This window comes from Tamlana crocina, assembly GCF_012037625.1.
In genome coordinates this window covers 1-22,116 of record NZ_JAAVJS010000022.1, presented here as the reverse complement: position 1 = coordinate 22,116, position 22,116 = coordinate 1, and the positions used below count along the sequence as shown (strand labels likewise).

Genomic DNA, 22,116 nt, shown 5'->3' with positions numbered 1-22,116 from the left:
TAATACAAAAACTAAGCATCATGGGACTTTTAAAACTTCGGAAAAACAAAAAATTCAGCTACACGCCACGCTATTACGACGATAAAGGCGAGGGTAGCCCGTATGAAATAAAACATAAATTTGATGAATATCGAAAAACGGTTGGTGCCAACAAAGGGATTAAAGCAAAATTCAACGATGCTTGGGAGGATTACAAAAACCCCGACAGGCAAGCTAACAGGCGCATTTTAATTATTGTTGCGATTTTGATTTTGGTTTTTTTGTTCATCATCGATTTCGATTTATCTATTTTCTTACCCAAATAAATTTATGGCAGACATCATACAGCTTTTACCCGACCATGTTGCAAACCAAATTGCCGCTGGAGAAGTTGTACAACGCCCGGCCTCAGTAGTGAAAGAACTTTTAGAAAATGCTATTGACGCTGGTGCAGACACGATAAAACTTATTATAAAAGACGCCGGGAAAACGCTCGTGCAAGTGATTGATAACGGCAAGGGCATGAGCCCAACCGATGCACGATTGAGTTTTTCGCGACACGCTACCTCAAAAATCAGGAATGCCGAAGATTTGTTTCAGTTGCACACCAAAGGGTTTCGTGGTGAAGCTTTGGCCAGTATAGCCGCCATTGCGCACGTAGAACTGAAAACCAAACAACCCGATGATGAAGTGGGAACTTGCCTTGTTATTGAGGGAAGTGATGTGGCTTCGCAAGAGGTGGTGGTAACGCCAACGGGAACTTCGGTTTCGGTGAAAAACCTGTTTTTTAATATTCCGGCGCGACGTAATTTTTTAAAATCGGATGCTGTAGAGTTGCGGCATGTTACCGACGAATTCCACCGTGTAGCCTTGGCACACCCCAGTATTTCGTTTGCCATGTACAACAATGGCAGCGAATCCTTTAATTTGCCCGTTAGTAATTATCGCCAACGTATCGTTAATATCTTCGGAAATAAAACCAACGAAAAGCTGGTCCCCGTTGATGAGGATACCGAAGTCCTTAAAATTTCGGGTTTTGTGGGCAAGCCCGAATTTGCCAAAAAAACACGTGGCGAGCAGTATTTTTTCGTCAATAATCGATTTATAAAAAGTGCTTATTTAAACCACGCCATTGCTTCGGCTTTTGAAGGTTTATTAAAAAGCGGTACCCATGCCAGCTACTTTTTAAATCTGGATGTCGATCCGCAAACCATCGATATAAATATCCACCCTACAAAAACTGAAATTAAGTTTGATGATGAGCATACGCTTTATGCGTTATTGCGTTCGGCCGTTAAGCACAGTTTGGGTCAGTTTAATATCGCGCCGGTGATCGATTTTGAGCACGACCCCAGTTTGGATACACCGTACAACTATAAAAATAATCAGGCAAAAGCACCAAAAATAGAGGTTGATAGTAATTTTAACCCGTTTAAAACCGAGACTAAATTTTCGGGTAGCTCGACGAGGCAAACGGCATCATTCAAGCCAACGCCCAATGATTGGGATAGTTTGTATGTAGGAATGGAATCTAAGGGGAACGACTCCGAAGAGCATTCTGAAACCGATTTTAGCGAATTGCAATTTGAAAGTGAAGAAGAAACAACATCGATGTTTGGGAGCGACCAACCCGTTGAAACAGGTTCGTCCACTTATCAATTGCACAACAAATATATAGTCAGTACCATAAAATCGGGCATGTTGCTGATAGACCAACAGCGTGCACACCAACGTATATTGTACGAAGAGTTTTTAAAAAACATCACCATTAAGGAGGCCACCAGTCAGCAATTGCTGTTTCCGTTGCAGTTGCACTTTTCATCTCAGGATATCGAGGTGGTTAGGCAACTAAAAAGTGATTTGGAACACACCGGGTTTGTGTTTTCAAAAGTCGATGATGGCGAAGTAGAAATAACCGGGGTTCCCGTTGGCGTGCCCGAAAGTGAGGTGTCTATTGTGTTGGAACAGCTTATTAGCGATGTGGAGAACGAAGTGCCCGACAGCCATTTTTCGGCTACCGACCTCATGGCAAAATCTATGGCGAAGAGTTTGGCCATAAAAACGGGGCAGACTTTAAAGAGCGACGAACAGGAATATTTGGTAAATAAACTTTTTGCCTGTAAAGAACCCAATATGTCGCCCGCTAACCGAACAGCGTTTATTACTATGAGCGTTGACGAGTTGGATAAAAAATTTATGTGATAATACCTTTGGAAAGCATAACTTTTCAAAAGGAAAAGAATATTTTAAATTATGATGCAAGTTTCAGAAACCGTTAAACATTTAATCATCATTAACGTGATTATGTTTGTGGGAACTCTGGCCATTGGTAACGGTACTTTGTTTTACGAATGGTTCGCTTTATATTTTCCGAAAAATGATGCCTTTCAGCCTTGGCAAATTTTAACCCACATGTTTATGCACGGTGGGTTTATGCATATTTTCTTTAATATGTTTGCTCTTTGGATGTTTGGTACGCCTGTGGAGCAGGTGTTGGGCTCTAGACGTTTTTTATTTTTATACATCTCGGCCGGCTTGGGGGCGGTTTTGTTGCAACTGGGATACTATTATTTTGAGTACATACCCAATTATAGTGCACTATTGGAAACAGGGCTGTCTCCAGAAAACATCAAACAAATGCTTACCACTAATAAAGTAATGGCAGGGACGTCAACTACTCAGGTAGAAATGCTGAAAGATATTTTTCCTGCTTTCAACGCTTCTATGGTAGGGGCATCGGGTTGTATTATGGGCGTTATGGCTGCTTTTGGAATGATGAACCCAGAGGCTAGATTAATGTTGATATTTTTACCGGTTCCCATTAAAGCGAAGTATTTCATCCCCGGAATTATTATTTTAGATTTGATTTCAGGGCTTACTGGTCAGTCATTTTTCAGTCCCAGTAATACGGCGTACATGGCACACGTTGGTGGTGCGTTAACCGGGTTTTTCATTATGTGGTATTGGAAAAAGAATCAGTTTAACCAAAACCGTTGGTATTGATGAATAGTTTTTTGCAAAACATAAAATACAAGTTTTCCAACCTGAATGTGTTGGAAAAAATTATTGCCATAAACGTGGTAATATTTGTGTTGGGCTTATTACTGAAAAGCGTCATGCACTGGTTTAAATTGCCAAGTGATTTTGGTGATGCTCTACTGCAGCCATGGAGTATTGTGACATATGCGTTTTTACATTTTGATATTTGGCACTTGCTTTTCAACATGTTGTGGTTGTATTTCTTAGGGCAGATGTTTCTTAATTTATTCAGCCCTAAAATGGCACTGAATGTTTATTTTTTAGGAGCTATTTGTGGCGGATTGCTCTTTATGTTGGGTTATACGTTGTTGCCTAGTTTTTTTGGAAGTTACTCTACTTTGGTGGGGGCATCGGCGGCTGTTAGGGCACTGCTTATTTTTCTTTGTGCTTATATGCCCAATCAAGAGATTCGCTTTTTTACCTTCAATTTAAAACTGTGGTACATCGGCGCGGCTATTGTTGTGCTCGATTTGCTAGGGTTGTTCGGAGCCAATTCTGGAGGAAATCTGGCGCATTTAGGTGGTGCACTTTTGGGCTACTTTTATGCCAAACAACTATTGAAAGGCCAAGATATCGGCAAGGGTTTTGAGCGTATTATGGATACCGTGTCTAGCTGGTTTAAGCCTTCAAAGAAAGTGCCGCTAAAAACCGTTCATAAAAACAAAAGTAAAGTGGGCGGATATACTAAATCGGATTTTAATGAGTTTAACAACCAAAAGAAAATCGATGTTATTCTTGATAAAATAAGTAAAAGTGGATACGACAGTTTAACTGCCGAGGAAAAGGAATTTTTGTTTAGGGCGGGGAAGAAGTAACGGATGCTTTACAATAAACTATCAAATTTAGGTGGATTGCAAATAGGTGGTTAGCAAAATATGGGCAAACTCAGTTTCTTAAATAAAATCATTTATTGGGTAAATGTGCTGGTCGCTTTGCTCTTGCTATTCTCTTTTGTTTTACCGTTTTTACCTCCAAAAACCTTCGCCATTTTAGCGGTGGTCAATTTAGGGGTGTCGTTGTTGATTATTCTCAACGTACTGTTTTTTTTGTATTGGTTGGTTAAAATTAAAAAGCAGTTTTTGCTATCGCTCACGGTACTCGTTATTGGTTATTTTTCCTTTGGTTCGCTGTACAAATTTTCGGCTTCCAAAAAGATTGAACACCCCAACAACTTTAGGGTGATGAACTATAATGTGAGGTTGTTTAACCTTTACGAGTGGATTCCCGAAAAAGGAGTGGAGACCAAAATAACCGATTTCATTAAAAAAGAAGCGCCCGATGTGCTGTGTTTACAGGAATACCATCCGCATAAAAATATCGATTTATCGTTCTTCAATCATAAATTTGAAAAACTTTCCGGAAATAAGGCCAAGTACGGACAAGCCATTTTTTCGAAATTCCCCATTGTCAATTCGGGTTCCATTGAATTTCCCAATACAGCAAACAATGCCATTTTTGCCGATGTGGTTAATGGTAAAGATACCATAAGGGTGTACAATATCCATTTGGAGTCGTTGCGCATCAATACGAATGCCGAAAGTCTGCAAAAAGAAGATTCCGAACGATTGTTAAACCGCGTGAGCACCTCGTTTAAGATGCAACAATCGCAAGCCGAATTGTTTTTGGAGCATAAAGCACAGTGCCCTTATAAAATGGTGATTTGCGGCGATTTTAATAACACGGCGTTTTCGTATGTGTATCGACAGATTAAAGGCGATTTAAACGATGCGTTTAAGGAAGCTGGAAATGGTTTTGGACGTACCTATGACTTTAAGTTTTTCCCGGTTCGGATTGATTTTATTTTAACCGATGAAGCTTTCGCCGTAAATGGTTTTAAAACCTACGATCAGCATTTCTCCGATCATTACCCCATTCGTACGACTTTAAGTTTGGAATAATTTATTTTGCGCCTTAGAGACTTTACGAGAGGAAATTACATAAACGAGCAATCCACTACATCTGCGATTATATGAATAACCAAGCCTAACCCAATAAGTCGCGTTTTCTTCGGAAATAGTAAAGCCAAATAAACTATCATAGCATAATATGTATGCAACGGATGAAAGTTGATGCTGCATCGATTGGGGTCGAAAATAGGGATTGCCAAAAGATGGTCTAAATCAATAAGAATTCCTGAAACCATGATTAAAAAAGCCATCTTCCATTGGGGTTTGTACCAAATGAGAGCCACGACTAAAGGCAATAAAAAATGACAACCGTAATGGGCAAAACTTTGAAGCATTACTTCAGATTTAGATTCTGGGATTCTAAATAATTTAAGGCATTCGGTCCTTCGTTGAATAGTAAATCCAGAATGCTTAGGTTTTGAATAAAACCGTGTTTGTCGCCAAAAACTTGGGTGTAATGCTCAAAGTTTTTGGGTATTTCTTTTTTGGCGTTCACCAAAATTCGGGCATCGGTTTTATCGGTAACTTCCTTTTCAAAAGTATCGGTTTTTTCAATATTTACATCCAACTGCAAACAATCGCAAATGGTTTCAAAACATTTTAAATTGAAGTCTAAAATAAACTCGGCTTTTTCGGTAAATAAAGGTTGGAGTTCGTCTTCGTAAAACTCAAAAAACGGCGATGTACGGTAGGCCGAAAGAAGAGATTTCCAATGTTGGCTTTGCCAGTTTTCAGCGTTAAAAATCTTGACGTCTTTGTATTTCTGACGGTTTTTTTGGGAATGCACCACAGGAATATTTAGCGCCAATTTCCCGTTGGCACCGTAAATATAGGCGCGGTTGCGGTAGGTCTGCTTTACGAAATTATCTTCCATTTCAAAAGTCACCTCACGTGCCTTTGCCATAGCGACAAAATGGGCTATGTTTGGAAAATATGTAGGGTGAAGAAGAATATTCATAAATTTATCTATAGCGTTTCAACAATAGAAAACCTTTGCGCCTTAGCGCCTTTGCGAGAATATTTTTATCCTCTCGCAGAGGTGCGAAAGACGCAAAGTATAGTTTTTTAATATGTACGGAAAGCCGATTAACTATTTGCCTTTTTATGTTTTCTCCACTTGCTAAATCCAATCCATCCCGCTAATAAAATTAAAAACGGAATGAGATAAGAAGTGGCTTTGCCTTCGCCGCTAACGGTAGTAAAGAAACGCTCCCAACGCGGACTAGCACCATCCCAACTCATCCAAATGAACACGGGTTTTCCAACTACGTGATTAAACGGGACAAAGCCCCAAGCCCTGGCATCGATAGAGTTGTGGCGGTTGTCGCCCATCATCCAATAGTAATTTTGTTTAAAAGTGTATTGGTCGGTTACTTTGCCATTAATCAAAATTTGGTTGCCTTTTACTTGTAGCGTATTGCCTTCGTATTCGGTAATCGCCCGTTTGTAAAGCGGTAAATTGTTGAGGTTGATATTTATGGTTTTACCTTCCTCTGGAATGTACAGTGGGCCAAACTGGTCTACATTCCAATTATAATCGGGGTGGTGCGGAAAAATATTCGGGTCGCGAACGCCTTTTTCTTTTATGTTTGGCGTGATGCTCACCACATTAGGATGGTTTTTGAATTTTGCCAATGCTTCATCAGAAATAGCTGAAAAGTAATAAGTGTTTTGATTGTTTATAATTCCAAAGCCATCTGTAATATCATAACGTTCCTTAATAAATTTAGGGTTGAATTGGTTTGTCTTAGGTTGAACGAAATAGCTAAACTGCAAATGTGCCCGGTCTGGTAATTCATTTTGTTTTCCGTTGATGTAAACATAACCATCGCGGATTTCCAAAGTGTCGCCAGCAACCCCCACACAACGCTTCACCAAATTGGTTTTTTTGTCGATAGGTTTGTAGTAATTACGGTCGGGATGAAAATCGTTCATATCCAAAAGCGTATCGGCGGGTTGGTTGAAAACCACAATGTCGTTACGCTCAATATCTTCAAATCCTGGTAGCCTCAAATAGGGCAGTTGTAGTTTGTTTTTCCATGAATTGCTGCCTTTGTGGTCGTCGAATAAATAAGATTTTGTTCCCAGTTTCGGAATGGTATCATGTACCATAGGTGCAGCAATGGTAGTCATGGGCACTCGGGCACCGTAATGAAACTTGCTCACAAAAAGGAAGTCGCCCACCAACAATGATTTTTCCAAAGAGGACGACGGAATGGTAAACGGCTGAATAAAATACGTATGCACAATCGTCGCCGCCACAATGGCAAAAAGGATGGAGCTGGTCCACTCGCCAGAACCCGATTTGGGTTGTAGGCTACGGTCTTTTACGTGGGTAACATCGGCCGCATAATTCAAATAATAATTGTAAAAGCCTAATGTAATAACCGCTAAAAAGGTGTCTAAATAGGTGTTTTTTCCAAAACTTCTGGCAGTCTCCACCCAAATAACCGGAAACATAATCAGGTTAACAATGGGCAAAAACAATAGAAAAATCCACCACCAAGGGCGGTTAATAATTTTCATTAAAACTACCGCATTGTAAACGGGAACAAAAGCTTCCCAGGCTTGTCGGCCGGCTTTAATATATAATTTCCAAGTGCCTAAACCATGAATCACTTGAATGATTAAAATGAAAATAAACCACTGAGACCACGTCATAATTTTATTATTGATAATTGTTCAATGACAATTGATTAATTTTTTGAATTCAAATTTGCAGTTTTTCTGGATGAAATGAAAATTCTTGTTAATTGATTTGCTTCATTTAACAAAGATTTACAGTTTTCTCTTGATATTATTTGTTCATCAACGAGAAACTCAATCCAAAAGTAACTTTCATCTACTTCTTCTATTACAATGCTTATTTTGGAGATAAAGCTTCTTTTTGATTGAGCAAGACAAGTAGCTCTATAGTTTGCCGCAACAGAAGTGCTGCATCTTATCAACTGACCTTTAATGTGATTGCCAAGGAAAGTGTTTGGTAACGATATGGCTAATTTAACACAATCGTGGGCGAACTTTTTTGTTCTCGATTTTAGGTCATTCGTCATTATTAATTTATCATTAATAATTATAGGCCAAGCACATCGTTCATGGTGAAAACACCCGTTTTGTCGGCTAACCATTCGGCTGCGATAACCGCGCCTAAGGCAAAACCTTGTCTGGTATGCGCTACATGCTCGATGGTGATGCTATCTACCTCGCTATCGTATTTTACGGTGTGCGTGCCCGGTACTTCGGCTATACGTTTGGCTGTTATGGGGATGATTGCTTCGCCGTTTTCATCCAATTTCCATTCGTTAAAATTAGCATTGTTTGAAATGATATCCTCAGCTAAAGAAATCGCCGTTCCGCTAGGAGCGTCCAGTTTTTGAGTGTGATGAATTTCCTCCATTGAAACGTTGTACTGTTTCAAGGCGCTCATCATTTTGGCCAACGTTTTGTTCATCTCAAAAAAGATGTTTACACCCAAACTGTAGTTTGAGGCATAGATAAATGCTCCGTTTTTTTCTTTGCAAAGTGCTACGGCATCGTTGTATTTGTCCAACCAGCCGGTAGTGCCAGAAACCACAGGAACACCATTTTTCAAGCAGTTTGAAATATTGTTGAAAGCCACTGTGGGAATACTAAAATCGATGGCTACATCGGCTTGGGTAATATCGTAATCATGGTCATCTTTATCAACGGTTAAAACCACTTCGTGCCCACGGTTTAGGGCAATTTGCTCAATGGTTTTTCCCATTTTTCCGTATCCTAGTAATGCTATTTTCATATTCTGTAGTCTGTTTTAAACTCCTTTCGAGTTAAAATTTAAAGTTTAAAGTGAGCCCCAAATTACTGGTGGCGTCTATTTCGTTAAATCGGTAATGCGGTGCCAAAGATAAGTTTTCATCGACATTATATTGCATTAAATGCGCATCAACATTAGCATCGATTATATTTAGGGCATAGAGCCCGAGAGTAACCAGTAAAGAAATTTCCTTGTTTCTTCGGTAAAATTTTTGGGCATCTTCGAGCCTATCGGTGCTGATTCTGGGGGAGGTGAGCTTATTGCCTTGTCCGTCAAAATAAAATTCGTCGGTTTCAAAACCCGCCAATCGGCTTTTATAGGCATCGCGGTAGCGGTTGTATTCTTTGTTGTTGTTAATGTAAAAATACACACCCGTACCAATAGCACCGTAAACAATGGGGATTTTCCAATATTTTTTGTTGTATGCTTGTCCCAAACCAGGTAAAATCGCCGATAAAAATGCGGCTTTTGCAGGAGCTAGGGGATTGATGACTACGCCTGGTTTCGAAATAGAATCGACAGCAACTAGGGGCTCGGGCAAAGCTTCCTGTTCAGGAAGCGTATCTTGTGCCAGTAGTGAAAGGCTCCATAAAAAAGCAAATGTTCCTGCCCACAGGAATTTATTTGGAATCACCTTGAACGAGTTTTTTTATACGGTTAAAATCTTCTTCTGAATGGAACGGAATGGTTATTTTGCCTTTACCGTTCTTAGAGACTTTAACGTCAATTTTATGCCCGAAGTATTCAGAAAATGCCGCTATGCCTTTTTTAACAAATTTTGGCATTTCTTCCTTTTCTGCTTTTTTGGCAGGGATTTCAATTTCTTCTGAATTGTTGTAAGTTCGAATTAAATTTTCGGTTTCGCGCACCGAAAGTTTGTTCGAAAGTATTTTTTCGTAAATATCCAATTGAACGCCTTGGTCTTCAACAGCGATTAAGGCACGGCCGTGGCCCATGGAAATAAAGCCGTCACGCATTCCAGTTTGGATGATGGGGTCCAATTTCAACAAACGCAAATAATTGGTGATGGTAGAGCGTTTTTTGCCCACGCGTTCACTCATTTGCTCTTGCGTTAGGTTGATTTCGTCAATTAATCTTTGATATGACAAAGCGATTTCAATAGGGTCTAAATCTTGGCGTTGGATGTTTTCCACCAAAGCCATTTCCAACGATTCCTGATCGTTCGCAATTCTAACATAAGCCGGAATGGTTTCCAGACCCAATAATTTTGAAGCTCTAAAACGGCGTTCTCCAGAAACCAATTGGTATTTGTTCATGCCCACTTTTCTAACGGTGATGGGCTGGATAATACCGAGCTCCTTTACCGATGAAGCTAATTCGCGAAGCGATTCCTCGCTAAAATTGGTTCGTGGCTGGAAGGGGTTTACTTCAATAAAATCTAAATCCAACTCAACTATATTGCCAATAACTTTGTCGGCGTTAGTGTCTTGCGCCGATTGTATTTCGTTATTCGGGTCTTTTAATAGCGCCGACAAACCTCTACCCAAAGCCTGTTTCTTAGTTGCCTTAGCCATAATTTAGGAGTTTTTATTGATGATTTCTTTTGCCAAACTTAAATAATTATCGGCTCCTTTACTGCTTGCGTCGTAATTGATAATACTTTCGCCATAGCTAGGCGCCTCACTTAAGCGTACATTTCGTTGAATGATGGTTTGGAACACCATATCGTTAAAATGTTTCTGAACTTCTTCAACCACTTGGTTAGATAGGCGTAAGCGCGAATCGTACATGGTTAATAGTAAGCCTTCAATATCCAATTCAGAGTTGTGTATTTTTTGAACGCTTTTTATCGTATTTAATAATTTGCCTAAACCTTCCAAAGCAAAATATTCGCATTGAATGGGGATGATTACAGAGTTGGAAGCCGTAAGTGCATTTAGGGTCAACAATCCCAATGATGGCGCACAGTCAATTAAAATGTAATCGTAGTCGTCCTTTATGGGTTGCAGTGCCTTTTTAAGCATGTATTCCCGTTGGTCTTTATCAACGAGTTCAATTTCAATAGCAACCAAATCGATGTGGGCCGGAATAATGTCCAAATTAGGCGTTTCCGTTGTAATAATGGCCTCCTTGGCAATGTTGGAATGCTCTAAAAGTTGGTACGTTCCTATTTCAACAGTCTCTACATCTACACCTATTCCTGAGGTTGCATTTGCCTGAGGATCGGCATCAATAAGTAATACTTTTTTTTCGAGAACACCGAGTGAGGCCGCCAAATTTACCGAAGTAGTGGTTTTGCCTACTCCTCCTTTTTGATTAGCAATTGCAATGATTTTACCCATTCATTATTTAGGTTTGATGAAGAGCAAAAATACGATTATTTATTAGGAATAAAAATGGAAAATGTTAATAGAAAGAAGTTTGGTTTTTTATCGGCGTTTTTTGAAAAATACGATGTTTTACGTATTCCTTTGTTTTAGGGTGTAATATAGATTTGCTTTTTATTAATATTTAAAATAAACCGCCATGAAATTGAAAATCACCCTGATTATTCTTGTTTTAGCCGCAAATTTAAATGCTCAAAAATGGACTTCCACATTGCCCGATAATCCAGAAGAAATATTTAAAAGTGCTATTGTTTACGGCTATCTAAATGAAACGATTTTTGCATCAGGAAATGATGGCGTACAGTACTATAATAATTTCATATTTTCAACAGATAAAGGCAACACGTGGAGTTCTCCTTCGCCTATATTCACTAACACATCTAACAAAGAACAAGTTGTTCAGTTTTTGGGAGTAAAAGATAGAATGTACGCTGCTGTAAATTCAAACTTAGGTTATAAATACTATTATTCAACCGACAACGGCAGTACATGGGTTTTGGATAGCGATGGTTTGCCGGGTAAATATACGGCTTCAACCGATCCGGAGTATAAAGATGCCTTTGTGTTGGCTAAATTAAGTGAAGACTATATTGTAGCTTACAATACGAGCGCTTCTAATTTTGCCTATTATAAAAAAATTGGTGATGGGGTTTGGAAAACCTTGAAGACTTACCAGAATGACTACTATAATATTCACACCGCTTTTACCTCTATCGGAAATACGTGGTATGCACTAAATCAGGGTTATGTAAACAACCAAAATGAAAAAATAACGAAATCAACCGATTTTGGAGAAACGTGGCAACCCATTTCAAAATCAGGTCTGCCGAATAATTTTGAAGGCGGTTTTTTAGTGTCGAATAATCGAGATAAATTGTTTTATGGCGCGGGGAGCACCGATGCCAATACAACCGATGTTTATGTTTCTGAAGATGAAGGCGCTACTTGGGTGAAAACCAATGCGGGCGAATTGGGAAATGTTGAAGGCGAAACAAATTTAATATCAAATATTTATGCGACAAATAATGATGTTATCGTTACTTATTATTTCCCCGGTTTTGAGGACTCGCCAAGGTATTTGTATTCTAATACAGAGAATGTGCTTTTTAAGCATGGTGATGTCTCAGGTATAGTTGGGGGCGGCCCTTTTATGGGGAAAAGCTTTTTTGATATTGATGGGCAGTTTTACGCTATGTTCAGGTATATTTTATACACGACAAATACCGGCACATTAAAAGTAGCAAAAAGGGATTTTACGCAACAAATAAAGATACATCCAAACCCAACAACCGATATTATTAATATAAATTCGGAAGCAATTTCTTTCGATTGGAAACTTTACAACCTTACGGGAGGAGTGGTTTTGTTCGGTAACCATAACAATGGAAGTTTGAATGGTTCCAAGATTAATATCGGAAATATTGGTAAAGGAGTATATCTATTCGTAACCAGTGAAGGGTATAGCGAAAAAATAGTGGTAAAATAAGGAGCGGTTTTAATTGAATATTCTTAATCCATTAAAATTTCCAAAACTTGCACGGCGGCATCACTTATTTTTGTGCCTGGACCAAATACAGCAACTACTCCGGTATCAAATAAAAATTGGTAGTCGCGCTTTGGAATCACCCCGCCAACAATAACTAAAATATCCTCTCGTCCGTAAGTTTTTAATTCTTTAATCACTTGCGGAACGAGAGTTTTGTGTCCAGCTGCTTGCGACGAAATTCCCAAAATATGCACATCGTTTTCAACGGCTTGTTTGGCGACTTCCTTTGGGGTTTGGAACAACGGAGCAATATCGACATCAAAGCCCACATCGGCATACCCAGTGGCGACTACTTTTGCCCCGCGGTCGTGGCCGTCCTGTCCCATTTTGGCAATCATGATACGGGGGCGCCGGCCTTCTTGTTCGGCAAAGGCATCGGCCATTTGCTGTGCCTTTTTAAAACTGTTGTCGTCTTTTATCTCTTTGCTGTACACGCCTGAAAATGATTTTATTTGTGCTTGGTGCCTACCAAATACGGTTTCCAAAGCCATACTGATTTCTCCAAGTGTAGCCCGCTCTCTAGCGGCTTCCACCGCTAAAGCTAATAGATTGGAGTTTCCACGAAAGTGGGCATCTTTAGTTTTGCGTTCTCCCGAATTTATGGAAAATTTAGCGGCTTCAGTCAAATTCAATAAGGCTTCTTTAACTTTTTTCGGGTTTCGCGTGGATTTAATTTGGTTTAGTTGTTCGATTTGTTGGGAGCGAACGGTTTGGTTGTCCACTTCCAAAATTGAGATAGGGGCTTCGCTGTCTGGTTCGTATTGGTTTACGCCAACAATAATATCTTTGCCAGAATCGATTCTGGCCTGTTTTCGGGCGGCGGCTTCTTCAATGCGCAATTTGGGAATTCCGGCTTCAATGGCTTTGGTCATACCGCCAAGTTCCTCAATTTCTTTAATCAGCTTCCAAGCCTTTTCGGCAATATCATGCGTTAGTTTTTCAACGTAATAACTGCCGGCCCAAGGATCAACGGTTTTGGTGACTTGGGTTTCCTTTTGTAAAAAAAGTTGAGTGTTTCGCGCAATTCGAGCTGAGAAATCGGTGGGCAGCGCAATGGCTTCATCCAGCGCATTGGTGTGCAAACTTTGTGTACCTCCAAAAACAGCGGCTGCAGCTTCTATGGTGGTCCGGGCCACGTTATTGAAAGGGTCTTGCTCGGTTAAACTCCAACCAGATGTTTGGCAATGGGTACGCAACGACAGCGATTTTTCATTTTTAGGATGGAATGGTTTTACCAATTTAGCCCAAAGCATGCGTGCGGCCCGCATTTTGGCAATTTCCATAAAATGATTCATGCCAACGCCCCAAAAAAAGGACAGTCGCGGCGCAAAATCATCGATGTTTAATCCAGCTTTTAGTCCTGTTTTTATGTATTCCAAGCCATCAGCCAAGGTGTAGGCCAATTCGATATCGCAGGTGGCGCCTGCTTCTTGCATGTGGTAGCCTGAAATGCTGATGCTATTGAATTTGGGCATGTGCTTGCTGGTGTACTCGAAAATATCGGAGATGATTTTCATTGAGGGCGATGGCGGATAAATGTAAGTGTTCCGAACCATAAACTCCTTCAGGATATCGTTTTGGATGGTACCAGTTAAATCTGCAGGCTTAACACCTTGTTCTTCCGCAGCCACAATATAAAAAGCCATTATTGGCAAAACAGCGCCATTCATGGTCATGGAAACGCTCATTTTATCTAACGGAATTTGGTTAAAGAGTATTTTCATGTCTTCAACCGTATCGATGGCTACACCGGCTTTACCCACATCTCCAATTACCCGTTCGTGGTCGCTGTCGTATCCACGATGGGTGGCCAAATCGAAGGCTACGGATAGCCCTTTTTGTCCGCTTTCTAAGTTTCGACGGTAAAAAGCGTTGCTTTCTTCAGCCGTTGAAAACCCAGCATATTGCCTTATAGTCCACGGTCGGCCAGCATACATAGTGCTGTATGGCCCCCGAAGGAACGGCGGAATGCCCGCTGCAAAGTTTAAATGCTCTAACCCCTCAACGTCTTTTTTTGAATATACCGATTTTATCTCAATCCCTTCAGCGGTTTGAACGGTTGAGGTTTCCGGTTTTCGGCTTCCGGATTCTGACTTTAATTTGATATGTTGAAGGTTCTTTCGCAAATTCTAATTGTGGTTATGCCCAGCATGTGGGTCTACAGGTGCGGATGTTGGTATTTTGTTGAAATCGACTTTTTCTTCTGCAGCAGATTGACTGAAGTTGACGTTTGAAAAATCGAAATCGAACATTTTGGCGTAAAATAAATCGAGCGCAATGTAAAGCGCCAAATATTTATCGCTCATGGCCGAGCTGTACTTCGAAGTGAGTGGTGTTCCAAAAAGCTTTGGAGACATGGTATTGGTAGATAGAAGCGCATTCATCGTGGTTTTTAAGGCTTCATTTTTTATATGGCTAGCAATGCAGGCCATGGTTTTTCCGTTGTAGTTTAAATGGCTTTTGGTGTTGTTGGCATCCCAAAGGTCGTTTTCGTTTTTTAATGCTTGGAATACTTTATAGGTATGCTCTGAAACAATTTTGTCAAACTTTAATTTTGAGTATACAGACGACCGAATGGTTTGCGAATAGGCACGAACCAACGAGGCGTTGGGGTTGCTCTGCTTCTGGTAATTTAAAATGTCGTTTTCGAAGGCGTATACCGCTTCGTTTAATAGTTTTGAATTAACGCCGTCGCAGTTAATCACAGCGGGCTTGTCAGAATACTTGTAGTCGTTAAAGGTTTGTTCTTTTTTACAACTGTTTAACGTAATGATAGATAAAATAGTGATTAAAGTAATTTTTAAGTTCATTTTTATTGTTCTTTTTTTAATCGATTTTGTTCTACAGATTCGGCTAAACGTTTTTCTATAATGGGTTCAATCAATGTTTTTCTGGGCTTGGTTTTTACAAAAGGATAAAGCTCTAATTCGCTTTTCATCCTGTCATCAGGGTTTTGCTGTTTGTTCGTGCCCACTAAAATGACTTCTTTATTATTGAATTGTTCTTGTTCTTTAGTGGCACTTTGTTTTATTTTCTTTTGTATGGTACCATTTTTTAATTGTTTTAAAAACCCGCCTTGGCTTTCAATATCCTTAAAAAGAACCAATGCTTTTTCGGCTAATTGGTCGGTAATCGTTTCAATGTAATAACTCCCATCTGCCGGGTTGTCTACCACATTAAAATAGCTTTCGTGTCTTAAAATAAGCAGTTGATTTCTGGCAATGCGCTCGCTAAATATATTGGTTTTTTTAAACATTGAATCGAAAGGCACATTGCATATAGTGTTGGCACCGCCCAAAATGGCACTCATGCATTCGGTGGTGGTGCGCAGCATATTATTGTGGTTGTCGTAAAGTGTTTTGTTGCGTTTGCTTGGCACAGCAAAAATGCGGCAATTGGGGTTGGCGTTATATTCTACGGCCAAGGTTTGCCAAAGTTTGCGCAAGGCACGGAGTTTGGCAATTTCAAAAAAGTAATTTGTGCCTATGGAAATATTGAATTTTATCTCAATCTCTTTCCAAAATTCATTTTCAGAAAAATCCTTTTGATGGAGTTGGTTTAAATATTCGTTGGCATGCGCCAAACCATAGGCCAGTTGCTGCACTATATTGGCGCCAGCGTTTTGATAAAGCGACATATCTACTGAAAACGATTGTGTGTTTTTAACAATGCTTTCGAATTGCTTAAAATCGTGATTTAGCGATTTATACCAGTTTCCGGTTTTGGCCAAATGCCTAATAACATCGGTTTCGATGTGAATGTTTTTTGAAAACTGCAATGTTTTTTTAACAAATTCTTCTGATAGAAAAAGAGGCTTGAAATGAACGGATACCGTAGTTACATCAATGTTATTTAGAAGTTCTTCAACTGAAATGTCTATTGAAGGAAGTACAAATTGAATACTATCGGCACCCCGTTGGATGGCGTTAATAGCCGCGGTATTCGATTTTTCAACGTGGGCAACGAAAATAGATTGGCATATGTTCCAATTCGAAGCTTTTGTATCTGTTATTTTGGGAAGCGCCTCAAAATCATCGGCATGGTAAAATGGCTTAACATCAATACCCTCATTCGATTTCCAAATGAGCTGGTTGTAATCGGCTCCTTGTAAATCGAACTGTATTTTTTGTTTCCATTGTTTGGCAGAAACGTCGTTAAATTCGCTGAATAGCGATTTAGTCATCGTTTTCGGTTTTTAAGCTATCTTCGTATTCAATAATAAATATTTCTTCGTTCTCGCGTTTCATGTAATATTCTTCACGAGCGAACTTTTCCATGCCTTCTTCGGTACTCAATTTTTTTAAGTCGGCTTTGTCTTTCTCAATTTCCTTTCTATAATATTCCTTTTCGTCTTCCAAATCTTCAATCTCGCTGTTCAGTTCGTGGTGAATCAACCAAGAATTGGCGTCGAAAAAAAGCATCCAAACCACAAATACTACCGAAATAAGCAGGAATATATTTTTAAAAGGTTTTAGGTATTTGTTGTTTTTTAGTTTCATGTTTACAGTTTTTGGGTGATAATGGTTCTCACAATATCAATGGCAACCGTGTTGTATTTGTTGTTGGGGATTATGATGTCTGCAAACTCCTTCATGGGCTCGATAAACTGATTGTGCATGGGCTTTAGGGTGGTTTGGTAACGGTTTAAAACTTCTTCTAAATCGCGACCACGTTCCGAAATGTCACGTTTCAGCCTTCGGATCAATCGTTCGTCGGTATCGGCGTGCACAAAAACTTTAATGTCGAACATGTCTCTTAATTCGGGGTTCGACAATACCAAAATACCCTCAACGATCATCACTTTTCGCGGATGCGTTAAAATGGTGTCGCCCGTTCGGTTGTGTTTTACAAAGGAATACACCGGTTGGTGGATGGCTTTGCCGTTTTTTAGTTCCTGTAAATGCGTCGTCAACAACTCAAAATCGATTGAGCGTGGGTGGTCGAAATTAATTTTAACACGCTCGGCGAAACTTAAATGCGAGGTGTCTTTGTAGTAGGAATCTTGGGAAAGAATGCCTACTTCGCCTTCTGGCAATTCATTTAAAATTTGATTGACCACGGTCGTTTTTCCGCAGCCTGTACCGCCTGCGATTCCGATTATGAGCATGATTTATAGCTTTATGCAAAGTTAGTTAAACGAAAAATCTTTAGCGTGTTTGCCGCTCTATTTTTTCACTTTTGAGACTTCTTCTTCAGTAACCATCTTCTCGTTTTTGTTGCCCCAACTGTTGGTGATATAATTCATGACATCGGCTACCTCGTCATTTTCCAATCCCATAGGTGCCATAAAGCCATTATATTTTTGTCCGTTTACCACAATTTCGCCTTTTTGGCCGTACTTAATGGCTTTAATACTGGCGGTTCTGTTATTCATGAGGTAGTTGGATTTTGCCAGAGGCGGATATGTTTTTCTAATGCCCTCGCCGGTTGGTAGATGGCACGAAACACAAAAATCTTTATAAATTTCTGCGCCGCGTTCTATGCTTTCCTCTAACGGCGAAGTTTGGGTGTATTGATTGGTGTTCGGTAGTAAAAATAGGTTAGTTAGTACGGTTGCAAGGGACATAATAATGATTTTCATACGATTGAAATGTTTTTAAACAATGTTACGATTAAATAAAATGTTGTTTGTTGAGAACCTTAGTTTTTTTGAACGATTTTTAAAATACCCTTTCCTTCAACGGCTATATAAATAAAACCATCGGGTGCTTGGATAACGTTTCGCAGTCGGCCAATGCCTTCAAACAACTTTTCGCGTTTCGTTACTTTATTGTCTTCAATCACCAAACGCTCCAAGTATTCAAATTTTAAGGCGCCCACCAAAACGTTGCCTTTCCAATCGGGATATTTATCTGAGGATACAATGGCCATTCCACTCGGTGCGATAGAAGGCACCCAGTAAAACAGAGGTTGTTCCATGCCTTCTTTTTTTGTGATATCGGTAAACTTGGTGCCGCTGTAATTAATGCCATAAGAAATGACGGGCCAACCGTAATTCTTGCCTTTTTCAATGATGTTGATTTCGTCACCGCCTTTTGGGCCGTGCTCGTTTACCCAAATGTTTCCGGTAAACGGGTTTTTAACCATGCCTTGGGGGTTACGGTGGCCATAGCTGAAAATTGCTGTTTTTGCTTCAGAATCGTTTACAAACGGATTGTCTTCGGGAATGCTGCCATCGTCGTGCAGACGGTAAATTTTTCCGCCATCGCGAGTGATGTCTTGCGGATTTTCATCTCGACTGCCGCGGTCTCCCACTGAAAAGTAAAGGTAGCCTTCATCGTCAAAAGCAATGCGCGAACCCCAATGTTGACCTTTTTTGGTGTTGGGAGTGGCTTTATAAAGCAATTGTTTTTCAACTAATGCATTGTCGCTTAATTTAGCTCGCATCAAAGCAGTGTTTCCGCCGTCGCCTTCACCTTCCTTAGAGCTGTAGGTGATGTAAATCCACCCATTATCCTCGTAATTGGGATGGGCTTTTATATCCAGTAATCCGCCTTGCCCTCGAACGTACACCTCGGGTGCGTTTTCAATATTGGTTTTAATGCCATCTTTAAAATGAATGATTTCACCCGTTTTTTCTGTGATGAGCATGCTGCCGTCTGGAAGAAAGGTAATGCCCCAAGGAATGTACAAATCTGGTACTATAAGCTCGGTGGTGTAATTTAAATTTTGTGGTTCCTGTGCTTTTACTTCAGATTCCTGTTGTTGTGCGCATGCAGAAACAGTTATAAATACAAGTGCTATAAGAGAATGGATGTGTTTCATTTTTCCAGTTGTGTTTTTTCAATTGACTTTAAAATAAGTAATTTAAATGAATTCCGGAATAAAAATTAATAGGATTTCCCGGATAATAATATCTAGGGGCATTGCCTCCAAAACTCGATGCGTTAATTAATATTTGTGAGGCGTAGGCTGTATCAAAGATATTGTTTAGACCAAAGAACAAGTTTAATTTTAGCTTTTTATTAAGATTTGTTTTTAAACCTGTTTTAAATCGGGCGAGGCTGTAGCCATTCGAATAGAGGCTATTGCTGTCGGTAATGGGGATTTCTCCAATATGCTGAAAATGAATGTTTCCGTAAAACCCATTTTCAGAGGTTAACCTTAGCCCCAAATTAAATACGTGAGATGGTACGCCCGTTAAGTCGTTTCCAGAATAATTGTTGTCACCATCAATGAATTCCTTAAACTTAAATCGATTCCAAGTGACATTCGAAAAGACTTGTAGTGCGCTTATTTTGGTTTGTTTGATGGTGTAATTGATGTTAGTTTCTAGCCCGTTGTGTCTTGTTTTTCCGGCGTTTATACCAATAAATTGGTCTTCTGCGGTTCGTCTTGAAACCAAAAGATTTTTTATGTGCATGCTGAATACCGATATGTTGTAACTTAGTTTTTGGTTTAAGGCTGAACCTCGTGCCCCGATTTCAAAATTCCATCCGGTTTCGGGCTTGATATTGGGGTTGATTTGTCCGTTTGGCAGTAAAGTCTCGTTTAATGTGATTGGCGAAAACCCGTGACTAATGTTGCCGAACAGATTAATATTTTTTGAAGTTTGGTGGTTAATTCCGAATTTAGGAGAAAGAATGGTTTTAAATTTGAATGCACCCGATTGGTCGGGATTGTTTTCTGATATTGGGAAATAGTCTGTTAAGTTGTATTCGGTTTGATTAAGGTTTGCTCCGGCTGACAAAGTGGTTTTTTTAGAGACTTCAATTTGTGTTTCAAAAAAGAGATTGTAATAAAGCCTGTTTTCTTCAAAATGCGACAGATTGTTGCCTTCCACGCTACCAGTACCATCTGGAAAATCTCGGTATCGGTTTTCGAAGGTTTTGTAATTATAACGGTCTTTAAACCATTCGCCGCCAATGGTGTATTCAATATGTTTATTAAAAATTTTAGTGCGACTTTCCAACCGGGTTCTCAGTCCGTAGGCTAAAGTTTCATCTTTTAAAATGTTAAAAGGTCTGGGTTCGTAAGCATCCCTAAATGAAAGAAATACGCTGGAATGTAATTGCGTGTTCTGGTTGAAAAGGTGCTGCCAAGACAAACCAAAAACACCTCTTTTGGAATCTTCCAAACCTTTGGCGGCATGCCAGTTTTGGTCGGCCATTTTCGGGTTGTTCAAAAAGTTACTTTCGTTAATCGAACTGGGAATAAACGCTTTTAAATCTACATAACTTCCCAGAAAACTCAAGTTGTTATTGGGGTTTATAGCGTGATTGGAATTTAAGGTGAACGTTTGCCTATTGTAATGGTTATTTTCCCTAAAGCCATCGCTTTCAGTTTGACTATGTACCAGATTAAAACTATTGTTCTTGAGTCCCAAACCAATTTTGTTGGTGTTTTTTGCTAGATTGAATGACCCTACGATTAATTCGGAGTTAGCTTCTGAGTGGTTTTGTGAAAGTTTTTCGGGATTAATAATGATGGTGCCTCCCAAACCAGCGCCATAAATTGAGGAAGTAGGGCCTTTTACGATTTGCATGTTAGAAATTGAAGCTAGTTCAAAATCCTCAATATTGGTTTCGCCGCTGCCATTGGTAAGAGGGATATCCTTAAAGTAAGCCCTTATTTTTGCAGTTCCGAATAAATTCCTGGAGCCAATGCCGCGGATGGTGATTCTGTTGGTGTTAAGCGCTCCACTTTGCATAAAAACACCAGGAATCAAATTAAAAGCTTGATTGAAATTGACGTTTTGGGTTTGGTCTATGGTTTCTTTTGAAATAATGTTAATGGTATTAGTAGCTTCAGTTTGATTTGTGTTGGCTATGATGGTAACCTCATTAAGTTGAGAGGGGTTAGGGGATAGAAGGATAACGATGTGTTCAACCTCATTGATAGACACTGTTTTTGTTAAAGCCCCTTCTTTCTTAAAAACATAAACCCCTTTTGATTTTATAGGGAAGTAACCCTTATTATCTGAAAATAGGGTGTCGGTAGTTGTTGTATTCAGAATAAGAACATCTGGTATTGGAGTTTTGGTTTCGTCATTCTTTATGATGCCTCTGGATTGGGTTTGCCCGAAAGCGACCCAAGAAGTGAAAACAAAAATTAAAAATGTTATGTGGTGCTTGATGTTGTGCATATTTTGGTTCTTGCTAAACTAAAATCAGTAATAAATATTTTATTAAAAATGATTTGCAAAATAAATAAAAGCAGTATATTTGCAGCCCGCTACGGAAAAATTATTTGATATGTAGCTTCTCGAATTACTCGAGATAAACTACGGAGTTCATTTATTCGGGGTGTAGCGTAGCCCGGTTATCGCGCCGCGTTTGGGACGCGGAGGTCGCAGGTTCGAATCCTGCCACCCCGACAAAAATTAATACCAATAGAAACTAAAACCTTGTAAATGCTTTGATTTACAAGGTTTTATGGGATCAAGTACAAAAGTTGGGGACTAAGCATAAACTTGAGTTAATCTGAACAGGAAGAACTCTTTATTTCTTACACCTCTAAGTTGCATTCTAAACGCTTTAATTTTGGCATTAAAGGATTCCGCTG

Annotated in this window: 22 protein-coding genes, 1 tRNA gene and 1 pseudogene; 7 read left to right on the top strand and 17 right to left on the bottom strand. The window is 39.6% G+C overall.

Going from position 1 to position 22,116, the window contains the following annotated elements; translation table 11 throughout:
• Positions 1-20: 20 nt before the first annotated feature.
• From HC176_RS13545 to HC176_RS13525, 5 genes are read left to right on the top strand one after another with little or no spacing between them, the layout of a single operon-like run.
• Positions 21-305 (top strand): riboflavin synthase subunit beta, encoded by a 285-nt coding sequence (locus HC176_RS13545; RefSeq protein WP_167919167.1) that lies wholly within the window; start codon positions 21-23, stop codon positions 303-305.
• Between the two features lie 4 nt (positions 306-309).
• On the top strand, positions 310-2,181 hold the full coding sequence (gene mutL, locus HC176_RS13540; RefSeq protein ID WP_167919165.1) for a DNA mismatch repair endonuclease MutL: 1,872 nt from the start codon (positions 310-312) through the stop codon (positions 2,179-2,181).
• 51 nt (positions 2,182-2,232) lie between these two features.
• Entirely contained in the window at positions 2,233-2,982 is a 750-nt protein-coding gene (locus HC176_RS13535; protein WP_167919163.1) for a rhomboid family intramembrane serine protease, read from the top strand.
• Positions 2,982-3,833 carry a rhomboid family intramembrane serine protease gene (locus tag HC176_RS13530; protein WP_167919161.1) on the top strand — a complete coding sequence of 284 codons (852 nt, stop codon included), beginning with the start codon at positions 2,982-2,984 and terminating at the stop codon, positions 3,831-3,833. The genes HC176_RS13535 and HC176_RS13530 overlap by 1 nt, the downstream gene beginning before the upstream one ends.
• 60 nt (positions 3,834-3,893) lie before the next feature.
• Positions 3,894-4,916, top strand: coding sequence for an endonuclease/exonuclease/phosphatase family protein (locus tag HC176_RS13525; protein WP_167919159.1), 1,023 nt, complete (start codon positions 3,894-3,896; stop codon positions 4,914-4,916).
• A gap of 35 nt (positions 4,917-4,951) precedes the next feature.
• Here HC176_RS13525 and HC176_RS13520 read toward each other — a convergent pair whose 3' ends face one another.
• The 8 genes from HC176_RS13520 to HC176_RS13485 form a co-directional block, all read right to left on the bottom strand.
• The gene (locus HC176_RS13520; RefSeq protein WP_167919157.1) at positions 4,952-5,260 is read right to left on the bottom strand and encodes a DUF6122 family protein; all 309 of its coding nucleotides are present in this window, start codon (positions 5,258-5,260) and stop codon (positions 4,952-4,954) included.
• Positions 5,260-5,883: a WbqC family protein gene (locus HC176_RS13515; RefSeq protein WP_167919156.1), complete on the bottom strand. Its 624-nt coding sequence runs from the start codon at positions 5,881-5,883 to the stop codon at positions 5,260-5,262. The genes HC176_RS13520 and HC176_RS13515 overlap by 1 nt, the downstream gene beginning before the upstream one ends.
• 128 nt (positions 5,884-6,011) lie before the next feature.
• On the bottom strand, positions 6,012-7,586 hold the full coding sequence (lepB, locus tag HC176_RS13510; RefSeq protein ID WP_167919154.1) for a signal peptidase I: 1,575 nt from the start codon (positions 7,584-7,586) through the stop codon (positions 6,012-6,014).
• A 35-nt stretch (positions 7,587-7,621) separates the two neighbouring features.
• Positions 7,622-7,978: a four helix bundle protein gene (locus HC176_RS13505; protein WP_167919152.1), complete on the bottom strand. Its 357-nt coding sequence runs from the start codon at positions 7,976-7,978 to the stop codon at positions 7,622-7,624.
• A gap of 20 nt (positions 7,979-7,998) precedes the next feature.
• Positions 7,999-8,700, bottom strand: a complete 702-nt coding sequence (gene dapB, locus HC176_RS13500; protein WP_167919150.1) for a 4-hydroxy-tetrahydrodipicolinate reductase — start codon at positions 8,698-8,700, stop codon at positions 7,999-8,001.
• 31 nt (positions 8,701-8,731) lie between these two features.
• A complete protein-coding gene (locus HC176_RS13495; protein ID WP_167919230.1) occupies positions 8,732-9,349 on the bottom strand; it encodes a DUF5683 domain-containing protein in 618 nt (205 codons plus the stop codon).
• Complete coding sequence (locus tag HC176_RS13490) at positions 9,339-10,253, bottom strand: ParB/RepB/Spo0J family partition protein (protein WP_167919149.1); 915 nt, start codon at positions 10,251-10,253, stop codon at positions 9,339-9,341. Before HC176_RS13490 ends, HC176_RS13495 begins: the two co-directional genes overlap by 11 nt.
• Positions 10,254-10,256: 3 nt before the next feature.
• Complete coding sequence (locus HC176_RS13485; RefSeq protein WP_167919147.1) at positions 10,257-11,021, bottom strand: ParA family protein; 765 nt, start codon at positions 11,019-11,021, stop codon at positions 10,257-10,259.
• 184 nt (positions 11,022-11,205) lie between these two features.
• Between HC176_RS13485 and HC176_RS13480 the strand changes: the two genes are divergently transcribed.
• Complete coding sequence (locus HC176_RS13480; RefSeq protein WP_167919145.1) at positions 11,206-12,552, top strand: T9SS type A sorting domain-containing protein; 1,347 nt, start codon at positions 11,206-11,208, stop codon at positions 12,550-12,552.
• Positions 12,553-12,575: 23 nt separating this feature from the next.
• Here the strand turns inward: HC176_RS13480 and scpA are convergent, their stop codons facing one another.
• The 8 genes from scpA to HC176_RS13440 are packed head-to-tail and all read right to left on the bottom strand — an operon-like array spanning position 12,576 to position 21,697.
• On the bottom strand, positions 12,576-14,738 hold the full coding sequence (gene scpA, locus HC176_RS13475; protein WP_167919143.1) for a methylmalonyl-CoA mutase: 2,163 nt from the start codon (positions 14,736-14,738) through the stop codon (positions 12,576-12,578).
• 3 nt (positions 14,739-14,741) lie between these two features.
• Entirely contained in the window at positions 14,742-15,422 is a 681-nt protein-coding gene (locus HC176_RS13470) for a hypothetical protein (RefSeq protein ID WP_167919141.1), read from the bottom strand.
• 2 nt (positions 15,423-15,424) lie between these two features.
• A complete protein-coding gene (locus HC176_RS13465; protein WP_167919139.1) occupies positions 15,425-16,795 on the bottom strand; it encodes a methylmalonyl-CoA mutase subunit beta in 1,371 nt (456 codons plus the stop codon).
• The gene (locus HC176_RS13460; protein WP_167919138.1) at positions 16,788-17,111 is read right to left on the bottom strand and encodes an FtsB family cell division protein; all 324 of its coding nucleotides are present in this window, start codon (positions 17,109-17,111) and stop codon (positions 16,788-16,790) included. Before HC176_RS13460 ends, HC176_RS13465 begins: the two co-directional genes overlap by 8 nt.
• Before the next feature lie 2 nt (positions 17,112-17,113).
• Positions 17,114-17,719 carry a uridine kinase gene (gene udk, locus HC176_RS13455; protein ID WP_167919136.1) on the bottom strand — a complete coding sequence of 202 codons (606 nt, stop codon included), beginning with the start codon at positions 17,717-17,719 and terminating at the stop codon, positions 17,114-17,116.
• A gap of 57 nt (positions 17,720-17,776) precedes the next feature.
• Positions 17,777-18,193: a c-type cytochrome gene (locus HC176_RS13450; RefSeq protein WP_167919134.1), complete on the bottom strand. Its 417-nt coding sequence runs from the start codon at positions 18,191-18,193 to the stop codon at positions 17,777-17,779.
• 59 nt (positions 18,194-18,252) lie between these two features.
• Entirely contained in the window at positions 18,253-19,377 is a 1,125-nt protein-coding gene (locus HC176_RS13445; protein WP_167919133.1) for a PQQ-dependent sugar dehydrogenase, read from the bottom strand.
• A gap of 28 nt (positions 19,378-19,405) precedes the next feature.
• The gene (locus HC176_RS13440) at positions 19,406-21,697 is read right to left on the bottom strand and encodes a TonB-dependent receptor domain-containing protein (RefSeq protein ID WP_167919131.1); all 2,292 of its coding nucleotides are present in this window, start codon (positions 21,695-21,697) and stop codon (positions 19,406-19,408) included.
• 156 nt (positions 21,698-21,853) lie between these two features.
• Here HC176_RS13440 and HC176_RS13435 point away from each other — a divergent pair.
• Positions 21,854-21,928, top strand: a tRNA-Pro gene (locus HC176_RS13435).
• 84 nt (positions 21,929-22,012) lie between these two features.
• Here the strand turns inward: HC176_RS13435 and HC176_RS20015 are convergent.
• Positions 22,013-22,116: pseudogene (locus tag HC176_RS20015) on the bottom strand (ISAon1 family transposase); the annotation flags it as partial.

Coding starts and splice junctions, on each gene's coding strand:
- HC176_RS13545 (WP_167919167.1), top strand. CDS start 21: ATGGGACTTTTAAAACTTCGGAAAAACAAAAAATTCAGCTACACGCCA.
- mutL (WP_167919165.1), top strand. CDS start 310: ATGGCAGACATCATACAGCTTTTACCCGACCATGTTGCAAACCAAATT.
- HC176_RS13535 (WP_167919163.1), top strand. CDS start 2,233: ATGATGCAAGTTTCAGAAACCGTTAAACATTTAATCATCATTAACGTG.
- HC176_RS13530 (WP_167919161.1), top strand. CDS start 2,982: ATGAATAGTTTTTTGCAAAACATAAAATACAAGTTTTCCAACCTGAAT.
- HC176_RS13525 (WP_167919159.1), top strand. CDS start 3,894: ATGGGCAAACTCAGTTTCTTAAATAAAATCATTTATTGGGTAAATGTG.
- HC176_RS13520 (WP_167919157.1), bottom strand. CDS start 5,260: ATGCTTCAAAGTTTTGCCCATTACGGTTGTCATTTTTTATTGCCTTTA.
- HC176_RS13515 (WP_167919156.1), bottom strand. CDS start 5,883: ATGAATATTCTTCTTCACCCTACATATTTTCCAAACATAGCCCATTTT.
- lepB (WP_167919154.1), bottom strand. CDS start 7,586: ATGACGTGGTCTCAGTGGTTTATTTTCATTTTAATCATTCAAGTGATT.
- HC176_RS13505 (WP_167919152.1), bottom strand. CDS start 7,978: ATGACGAATGACCTAAAATCGAGAACAAAAAAGTTCGCCCACGATTGT.
- dapB (WP_167919150.1), bottom strand. CDS start 8,700: ATGAAAATAGCATTACTAGGATACGGAAAAATGGGAAAAACCATTGAG.
- HC176_RS13490 (WP_167919149.1), bottom strand. CDS start 10,253: ATGGCTAAGGCAACTAAGAAACAGGCTTTGGGTAGAGGTTTGTCGGCG.
- HC176_RS13485 (WP_167919147.1), bottom strand. CDS start 11,021: ATGGGTAAAATCATTGCAATTGCTAATCAAAAAGGAGGAGTAGGCAAA.
- HC176_RS13480 (WP_167919145.1), top strand. CDS start 11,206: ATGAAATTGAAAATCACCCTGATTATTCTTGTTTTAGCCGCAAATTTA.
- HC176_RS13470 (WP_167919141.1), bottom strand. CDS start 15,422: ATGAACTTAAAAATTACTTTAATCACTATTTTATCTATCATTACGTTA.
- HC176_RS13465 (WP_167919139.1), bottom strand. CDS start 16,795: ATGACTAAATCGCTATTCAGCGAATTTAACGACGTTTCTGCCAAACAA.
- HC176_RS13460 (WP_167919138.1), bottom strand. CDS start 17,111: ATGAAACTAAAAAACAACAAATACCTAAAACCTTTTAAAAATATATTC.
- udk (WP_167919136.1), bottom strand. CDS start 17,719: ATGCTCATAATCGGAATCGCAGGCGGTACAGGCTGCGGAAAAACGACC.
- HC176_RS13450 (WP_167919134.1), bottom strand. CDS start 18,193: ATGAAAATCATTATTATGTCCCTTGCAACCGTACTAACTAACCTATTT.
- HC176_RS13445 (WP_167919133.1), bottom strand. CDS start 19,377: ATGAAACACATCCATTCTCTTATAGCACTTGTATTTATAACTGTTTCT.
- HC176_RS13440 (WP_167919131.1), bottom strand. CDS start 21,697: ATGCACAACATCAAGCACCACATAACATTTTTAATTTTTGTTTTCACT.